10 protein-coding genes are annotated in these 7,460 nt (G+C 45.3%); 4 read left to right on the top strand and 6 right to left on the bottom strand.

Annotated elements, in window-relative coordinates:
* Positions 1–144 precede the first annotated feature (144 nt).
* The 5 genes from GWO68_RS16075 to GWO68_RS16055 all read right to left on the bottom strand — a co-directional run bounded on the left by GWO68_RS16075 (position 145) and on the right by GWO68_RS16055 (position 3,527).
* Positions 145–564 carry a response regulator gene (locus GWO68_RS16075; RefSeq protein WP_162347494.1) on the bottom strand — a complete coding sequence of 140 codons (420 nt, stop codon included), beginning with the start codon at positions 562–564 and terminating at the stop codon, positions 145–147.
* Positions 565–592: 28 nt separating this feature from the next.
* Complete coding sequence (locus tag GWO68_RS16070) at positions 593–1,372, bottom strand: sensor histidine kinase (RefSeq protein ID WP_162347493.1); 780 nt, start codon at positions 1,370–1,372, stop codon at positions 593–595.
* Positions 1,369–2,028, bottom strand: a complete 660-nt coding sequence (locus tag GWO68_RS16065; protein ID WP_162347492.1) for a hypothetical protein — start codon at positions 2,026–2,028, stop codon at positions 1,369–1,371. The genes GWO68_RS16070 and GWO68_RS16065 overlap by 4 nt, the downstream gene beginning before the upstream one ends.
* Positions 2,028–2,354, bottom strand: a complete 327-nt coding sequence (locus GWO68_RS16060) for a hypothetical protein (RefSeq protein ID WP_162347491.1) — start codon at positions 2,352–2,354, stop codon at positions 2,028–2,030. The genes GWO68_RS16065 and GWO68_RS16060 overlap by 1 nt, the downstream gene beginning before the upstream one ends.
* Before the next feature lie 567 nt (positions 2,355–2,921).
* The gene (locus tag GWO68_RS16055; protein ID WP_162347490.1) at positions 2,922–3,527 is read right to left on the bottom strand and encodes a hypothetical protein; all 606 of its coding nucleotides are present in this window, start codon (positions 3,525–3,527) and stop codon (positions 2,922–2,924) included.
* Between the two features lie 225 nt (positions 3,528–3,752).
* Between GWO68_RS16055 and GWO68_RS16050 the strand changes: the two genes are divergently transcribed.
* Positions 3,753–5,048 (top strand): PQQ-dependent sugar dehydrogenase, encoded by a 1,296-nt coding sequence (locus tag GWO68_RS16050; RefSeq protein WP_162347489.1) that lies wholly within the window; start codon positions 3,753–3,755, stop codon positions 5,046–5,048.
* Positions 5,049–5,125: 77 nt separating this feature from the next.
* Here the strand turns inward: GWO68_RS16050 and GWO68_RS16045 are convergent, their stop codons facing one another.
* A complete protein-coding gene (locus GWO68_RS16045) occupies positions 5,126–5,800 on the bottom strand; it encodes a YceI family protein (protein WP_162347488.1) in 675 nt (224 codons plus the stop codon).
* Between the two features lie 347 nt (positions 5,801–6,147).
* Between GWO68_RS16045 and GWO68_RS16040 the strand changes: the two genes are divergently transcribed.
* The 3 genes from GWO68_RS16040 to GWO68_RS16030 all read left to right on the top strand — a co-directional run bounded on the left by GWO68_RS16040 (position 6,148) and on the right by GWO68_RS16030 (position 7,219).
* Positions 6,148–6,339 carry a cold-shock protein gene (locus tag GWO68_RS16040; RefSeq protein ID WP_162347487.1) on the top strand — a complete coding sequence of 64 codons (192 nt, stop codon included), beginning with the start codon at positions 6,148–6,150 and terminating at the stop codon, positions 6,337–6,339.
* A 137-nt stretch (positions 6,340–6,476) separates the two neighbouring features.
* Positions 6,477–6,701 carry a hypothetical protein gene (locus tag GWO68_RS16035; RefSeq protein ID WP_162347486.1) on the top strand — a complete coding sequence of 75 codons (225 nt, stop codon included), beginning with the start codon at positions 6,477–6,479 and terminating at the stop codon, positions 6,699–6,701.
* A gap of 62 nt (positions 6,702–6,763) precedes the next feature.
* A complete protein-coding gene (locus tag GWO68_RS16030; protein ID WP_162347485.1) occupies positions 6,764–7,219 on the top strand; it encodes a cold-shock protein in 456 nt (151 codons plus the stop codon).
* Positions 7,220–7,460 lie beyond the last annotated feature (241 nt).

Below are 7,460 nucleotides of genomic sequence, written 5' to 3'. Positions count from 1 at the left end.
CGGCAGGGATGCCATAGAACAGGAAAGCGGTACCAGAAAGCCCTGATACCGCTTTATCGTGTCCGAACTGCACTCATGCACATCTGGACTCAAGCACAATCCCTAAATTCGGGATGACTCATGTTTGCTTATACTATAACCAGGTTATAAGGCTATTTTTAAAGTATTGTAGAAATATTTTTTGTCTTGTTTCAGGTAGTGCAGGGCTTCGCGCAACTCATCGGGCTCGGCGCTCTTCAGCAGGTAGCCATGTACGCCTTCATGCAGCAACTTTTCTACCAACGATTCTTCTCCATACATCGATACGATCAGGATTTTTACCATCGGATACTTGCTTAAAATATAGCGGGCAGTCGCGATTCCATCCATTTCCGGCATTTCCAGGTCCAGGATTACGATGTCCGGCAACTGGGGAGTGGCTTCAATCTTTTCAATCAGTTCGGCCCCGTTATTGGCATCGGCAGTTACTGTAATTTCCTTATATGCTTTCAGTATTTCCAGAACGCCTTTCCTGAAAAGCGTGTGGTCATCGGCAATGGCAACTGTAAGATTCTGAAAATCCATACTTTAAGCTTTTTAACTTTGCACTAATTTACGAAATTGGAACAGAAATAATAGCCTTTGTGCCAGAATTTAGTGCCGAGAAGAAATCAAATTTTCCATTAAGCAATTCCAGGCGGGCCTGCAGGTTCATTAAACCTAATCCTCCACCCGAGTTTGGCTCGCGCGACAAGCTATTGTAATCAAAACCATTCCCATTGTCCTGGTAGGTCAGCAACAGGTCTTTGTCTGAATACTGGAGGCTTAACTGTACTTCCGAAGCCTGGGCATGTTTCAGGGTATTGTTCAGGAGTTCCTGCACCACACGGTATAAGAACAGCTCGGTTTTAGGCTCAATCCGTTTATCTGGCTGGTTACAGGTTAGCGTTAAGGCAACCCCGGATGCCGCTGGTATGGCACGCCGCATGGCCTCCAGGGCTTGTCCTAAGCCCATTTTCTCAAGCACCACAGGCATCAGGTTATGCGATATCTGGCGAACGCTTCCCATTACATCATCCAGCATTTTCTTAACCTGCTGGCCACTTTCCTTATTCTCCGACTGTGCAGTCAGCTGGTGTACGTTTAGCTTTACCAGGGCCAGCATGGCGCCAACCTCGTCGTGCAGGTCGCGGGCTACACGGCGGCGCTCCTCTTCTTCGGCCTGTATGGTGGCATCCAGCAACTGGCGTTGTCTTATTTCCTGCAGGTGCCTTACGTGCTCCTGGTGCTGCAACATGCGCCGCTGGTATTTAAACACAAACAAAATAATGCCGATGGCAAGCACCAGCAGCACCGGTGTTATAATAATAACCGGTTTAAGTATTTCTATCATGTTGTTGCCCTCTTTAAGATTAAAGCCAGAAAAGCATAATACAGAAAATTAAGCACCAGCATAATAGCGATACAGATGCGCGCTGCATCATAAGAGGCTGCCAGGGCCGCATTAAACATAGCATACGACATGGTAGTGCCTGCCTTATGGATGAGGATTCCGCAGCTCAACAAAAAAACAGGGTCCTGGTCCAGGTAAGTTACGGTAAGGTCGTTGGCAATTTTATAGAAGTACAAGATCCCCATCAGGATAAGCATCGCATTTCCGGAAACCTTAGTAAGGGAATTCATCTGGGTTATGCCTTCCAGCACAAACGCATCGATAAGGCAAATACCTGTAAAAAGGACAACCGCCAGTATAATACCCTTCCTGAAAAGCGGCCTCCTGAAACTATAATAAAAGATAGAAGACAGGATCAGGAACTCCAGTAAGGTGTAGATATGGATAACCCAGATGTTGTTTTTAGCACCCAGGTACACCGTTAAATGACTCACCGATTCTGAAATAATGGCCAGCGAAATATGCGTAAAGATAAGCCAGAAAAGGACGCCTTTAGTTTTGCGAAGCAGGAACAGGCCTACTACAAACGGTAAAAGCGCACTTGCCGACGAAACTTCGATTAACCAGGGATATATCTGCCGTAGAAAGAATTCCATTATCCGTTTAAGATACCATCCGTGCTACAATCCGGCGGGCATATCTTGCCATTATCCACTACCATACTTTCCAAATCATTCCCGTTGGCATCTGCACCAACCAGCACCAGTTGCTTCTGCCCTCTTTCGTCGCGGGCATAGTACATTCTTATACCCATGCAGCCTTCCTGGTCCAGTAGCTTCTGCAGTATGTCGCGGCCATAAAAATGCGCCTTAACTACAATTCCGTCTGCCGTTGCAACAGCTTGCTTTCTATAGTTTGCGGTCCAGGCTGCTGCCTGCTCCAGGTCTATAGTTGTGCCTTCGGTACCATTAAATGTGCCCATATTTTTTTTACAAAGTTAAGTAAATGATACTTTAAATATAGGAAATTTTATATCTAATACATACAGCTTGCACGTGCATTCACTTTTTATTTGGCCCTATTTGTATCGCATTGGCAAACAGGCACTAAGGAAGGATAACTATAGTTTTTACGTTGCAAGCTATAGTTGTGAGATGATGATGCTAAATACTGTACTGTTCACTTGTCGCACAGGAACTATCAACTAATGCTACTTGCTCTCCTCTGGCAAGTGTGAGCTACGCGCTGCCTCTGGCGGCTTTAAACTATAGATAAAAAGTATAGAATTGATCTTCCTGATATTCCTTTCTGAAAGCAGTAATCTATTAACTTTCGTTTGAGATGGCGAGACGCGAGCCAGGTCAGGGTATGTTTATAAATGAGATTTGCAGAATGGCCGCCTATCTATAGTTTGCCACAAGTACCTAATTCAAAGCATTTAGGGCATGTACACGCAAGCTATAGTTATATAATTTCCAGCACGGCTGTCCCTCCCCGGAAAAGTTTCGGGCGGACTAAATAAAATCTAATGATAGGTTATAATTATAGTTTACTGTTTGTCTTTTGCTGGTGGCGGCGGAGTGATCATGATATGGGCGCCGTGGGTACCTGGGTGCATGATCCAGGGCATGGCGGGTCCTTCGGGTTTTAGCGGCAGCCCGGTACTTTCGGCAGTGGCATACGGGATATACACCACATAGCGCATATAGCCGTCTTTTACTTCACCGGTTGTCGGGTTATAGTTCTCGTCGGATGCTGTAAACACGAACAGGGAGGTAGCTTGGTTTGGCATTTTCAGTTTACCACTCTTGGCTTCTGCTTCGCGGGTCTCAAATATCTGGTGCGTGTCTTTGCCGGCTTTTCTAAGCTCGCGGCCGCGTGCCATAAACGGGTCCAGGTCTTTGTGGTAACAGGATACAGAAAAGCCTTTTTGTTTCGGGTCATCAGCCAGGCACACCATTTCATTAGTGCCTTTACGCAACTGTACAAACTCCCCTTTCTGGTTATAGCCATACACGGTTGCGTCGCTTCGTTTGTCGGCAGGTGCGGCCAGTACGGCGCTTTTTATCTGGGCATCGGCAGCAGGTATAGTTGACTGAGCCGTTGCGGCAAACCCGGTAACCGAGACCAATAACGTAAACAGGTAGATTTTCATGAGGCTTTTATAGGTTAAAGTGCAGGCTAACTTACTGTAACAAGGCATGTTAGGCTATACGTAGCCACAGTAAAAAGTTAGTTAGCAGTAGGCTATAGTTTGCTGCTATAGCGCTGCAACCCTACCAACAACTTTATACCAGCTTACTTAGTATTATAATTTTCAGCAGTTTATAACTATATAGCTGATAAGGATTTGCAGTAACCTAAGTAACACGACTAACCTATGAAAAGAACTACACTTACTATGGCTTCGGCTATACTTCTGGCTTTGGCTGTAACGGCATGCAACCAGGCTGCCACCACTACCGAAAATAGCACAGAAACAGAAACCACAACATACACCACAGCGGCTCCGCCATCAAACCCAGCAGCACAAACCGATTGTCAGCCACTTGAAACCCGCGAACCAAACTCGCCGGAACAAAAGCCCACTTTTCCGGAACAGACCCGGGCCTGCGGTATCACTTCGAAAGCTGCTTTTGATGTGGTAGTGCTGGCTAAAAATTTAGAAAAACCATGGGCTGTAGAACCACTTCCGAACGGCGACTTGCTGGTAACCGAAAAACCTGGAAGGTTGCGCATTATAACAGCTGCCGGGCAGGTGGGCCAGCCTATAACTGGTGTGCCTAAAGTAGATGCCCGCGGACAGGGCGGATTATTGGATGTAGCCCTAAGCCCTGATTTTGCCACAGACCGTACTATTTTCTGGAGTTTTTCGGAGCCACGCGGTAACGGAAATGCCACCAGTGTAGCACGCGGCGTGCTTTCAAAAGATAACAAAAGTCTTGCGCAGGTAAAGGTCATCTTCCAGGCTAAACCAGCATACAACGGCACTATGCACTATGGCTCGCGCCTCGCATTTGGCCCGGATGGTATGTTGTATGTAACCCTGGGAGAGCGCTCTGACCTTGAAATAAGACCGCAGGCGCAGCAGATGAACAGCCACATGGGTAAGCTCATCCGTATCACCCCAGATGGTAAACCAGCCCCCGACAATCCCTTCCTGAACCAGCAAGGCGCCTTACCTGAAATATTTACTGTTGGCCACAGAAACGTGCAGGCAGCCGCTTTCGATACAGATGGCAAACTATGGACAGTAGAGATGGGACCGCAGGGCGGTGATGAACTGAACCTGATAGAAAAAGGAAAGAACTATGGCTGGCCGCTGGTAACGTTTGGCGAAGAATACTCTGGTAAGCCTGTGCCTAATGCCGTTACCACCAAAGAGGGCTACGTAGATCCTGTCTATTACTGGGACCCTGTTATTGCTCCGTCTGGTGCACAGTTTTATACCGGCAATGCATTTCCGGCCTGGAAGGGGAACCTGTTTGTGGGCGGCATGAAAGACCAGCAATTGGTACGCCTGCAGATAGAGAACGGACGCGTAACCGGCGAAGAACATTTACTGAAAGACAGAGGGCAGCGGGTGCGCGATGTAAGACAAGGACCGGATGGAGCTTTATACATTGTAACAGACCAGGAAAACGGTGAACTATGGAAAATAGCGCCTAAGCAATAACAACTAAATAAACTAAAAAAGAGCGCCTGCCAGGTTTACCGGCAGGCGCTCTTTTTATTAATCACCATACACTATAGTTACTTGGTTCCCAGGGTTTTGGTGCCAGCTTCGGCCACCAGTTTCAGGTCTATGGTAAAGGTATCGTAAATGACCTTGTCGGCAGCGGTGCCCATCATCCCCGATCTGTATTTAATATCGTACTTGGTGCGGTCAACTTCAACCAGGGCGGTGGCTTCGGCAGCTTTGCCGTTTATAGTTACCGTAGCCGGAAACGTGATCGGGTTAGTGATGCCCTTTATCGTCAGGTTGCCGGTAATGTTATAGTTTGGCTCGCCGGCTTTTGGTTTTGCCAGTTTTGCCGCTTTGGTAATGGTAAACGTTGCCTCCGGGTGCTTTTCTACCGCAAAAAAATCATCTGACTTCAGGTGGTCGGTCAGTTTTTTGTTGGAGTCGGGCCGGGTAATGTCTTTCACAACAATGGAGCCCATCGCAATGGTAAAAGTGCCACCAGTTAATTTAGAACCATTCACCTGCAAACTACCATCTGCCAGGTTTATCGTTCCGTAATGCTCCCCTCCTACTTTTTTGGCATTCCATTTCAGGGTACTGTTCTGGGTATTTACCAGCAGGGTGGTTTCGGCAACCGCAGGGGCAATGGTTGTGCCGGCTGCATTGTTAGTGGCCGCAGTAAATGAGGAAGTAAGCATAGCAGCCAGCGATAGGGCCCCCAGCACCAACGTAATTTTTTTCATACAGGTAGTTTTATTTTGGTTTACAGATGATGAAAGATACTATAAGTTTTTGATACAGTGCAAATAAGAAACGGTCCGGTAGCTATAAATCAAAGCACAGCTTCACAAATTCTATAACTATAAAAGGATTTGCCGGATAGTAAATGTAAACGCATTTGCTGCGCTTAAATTGTTGATTTGGGGTTAAATACATCCGGCTTTTAAAAATATTCTTCTTTTTAGTGTAATTATTCATCTATAAAGATAGCAAAAAGCAATATTGTAAACTTTTTATTGTACATTGTAAAAAATAATGAACGTATATGCCGCTTAACTTGTAGTAGGTATATAATAAATCAAATCACATCATGAATAACGGAACAGTAAAATTCTTCAATGACACTAAAGGTTTTGGTTTCATCAAAGAAGACGATTCAAATCAGGAGTACTTTGTACACGTAACTGGTTTAGTAAACGAAATCAGAGAGAACGACAAAGTTACTTTTGAGCTTAAAGAAGGCAAGAGAGGACTGAACGCAGTCAATGTAAAGTTAGCTTAAGCTGGCTTAATAACTGATTATAAAAAGCCTTACGTTCAGTAAGGCTTTTTTATTTGTTTGCGAAGCAACTGCACCTCTCCCCTGGTTTTAGCAACCCTGGCTATCGTTTCGTTATCCATTTTTAAACCCCAACTAAGATGAACAGAAAATACCTGGTAGATACCACCACCCGCGAATATATATGTGTAGCCTTAAAAAAAGGACAGGAATGGATCCCGAATAACCAGGATTCGTTACCAGGTTTCATGGATTCGCGTACAAACAAAAACGTAGCTGATTTTGAACTGGTAACAGGCGAGTTTAGCGACAATAACTTCTTCGAGAAGTGGATACGCAACGGCACCAATTACCTGGCCAAGTAACAAGCCCCCAAACTGCGGTAACCAACAGTAGAACATAAAAAAAGAAAAACAGAGAACAACAAATGGGTAGATCACAGGAAACCTTCAGTAAAAAAGAAAAAGAAAAGAAAAAGTTAAGAAAGAGACAGGACAAGGAAGCAAAGAAAGAGGATCGTAAGGCTAACTCTAACAAGGGCAAAGAACTGGACGAGATGCTGGCATACGTGGATGAAAACGGTAACATTACCGAAACCCCACCGGATCCTACCAAGAAAAAGAAAGTTATTAAGCAGGAAGACATACAGATCGGTGTGTCGCGTCAGGCAGATGCTGACCCGGCTGACCTGATCCGTAAAGGAACGGTAACCATGTTTAATACTTCTAAAGGCTACGGTTTTATTAAAGACCACGAAACCCAGGAAAGTATTTTTGTGCACCAGAACGGCCTTGCAAGCGCCATTAAGGAAAACGACAAAGTTACTTTTGAAGTGGAAAAAGGGCTGAAGGGCCTGAACGCCGTTAAAGTAAAACTGGCCTAAAAATAACCGGCGCTGCCATACTTGTAAAAGGAGTGCTGCCGTATTGCTGCTGATGGTACTGGTAAACGTTTCAGGTATATACGTTTATCATTACCCTCCGTACTTTTTTCTTTGCCAACTCACATACCCTTGGCAACTATAGTTTCACTTTTAAGATAGCCTCTCTTTTTATCGGAGCGGCTATTTCTGTTTCATACTATTCCCTAATTATAGTTGCTCTGTTATTAAACTACTGCCCCAA

The organism is Pontibacter fetidus (genome assembly GCF_010119545.1).
Taxonomy (GTDB): domain Bacteria; phylum Bacteroidota; class Bacteroidia; order Cytophagales; family Hymenobacteraceae; genus Pontibacter; species Pontibacter fetidus.
This window is presented reverse-complemented; position numbering and strand designations above follow the sequence as displayed.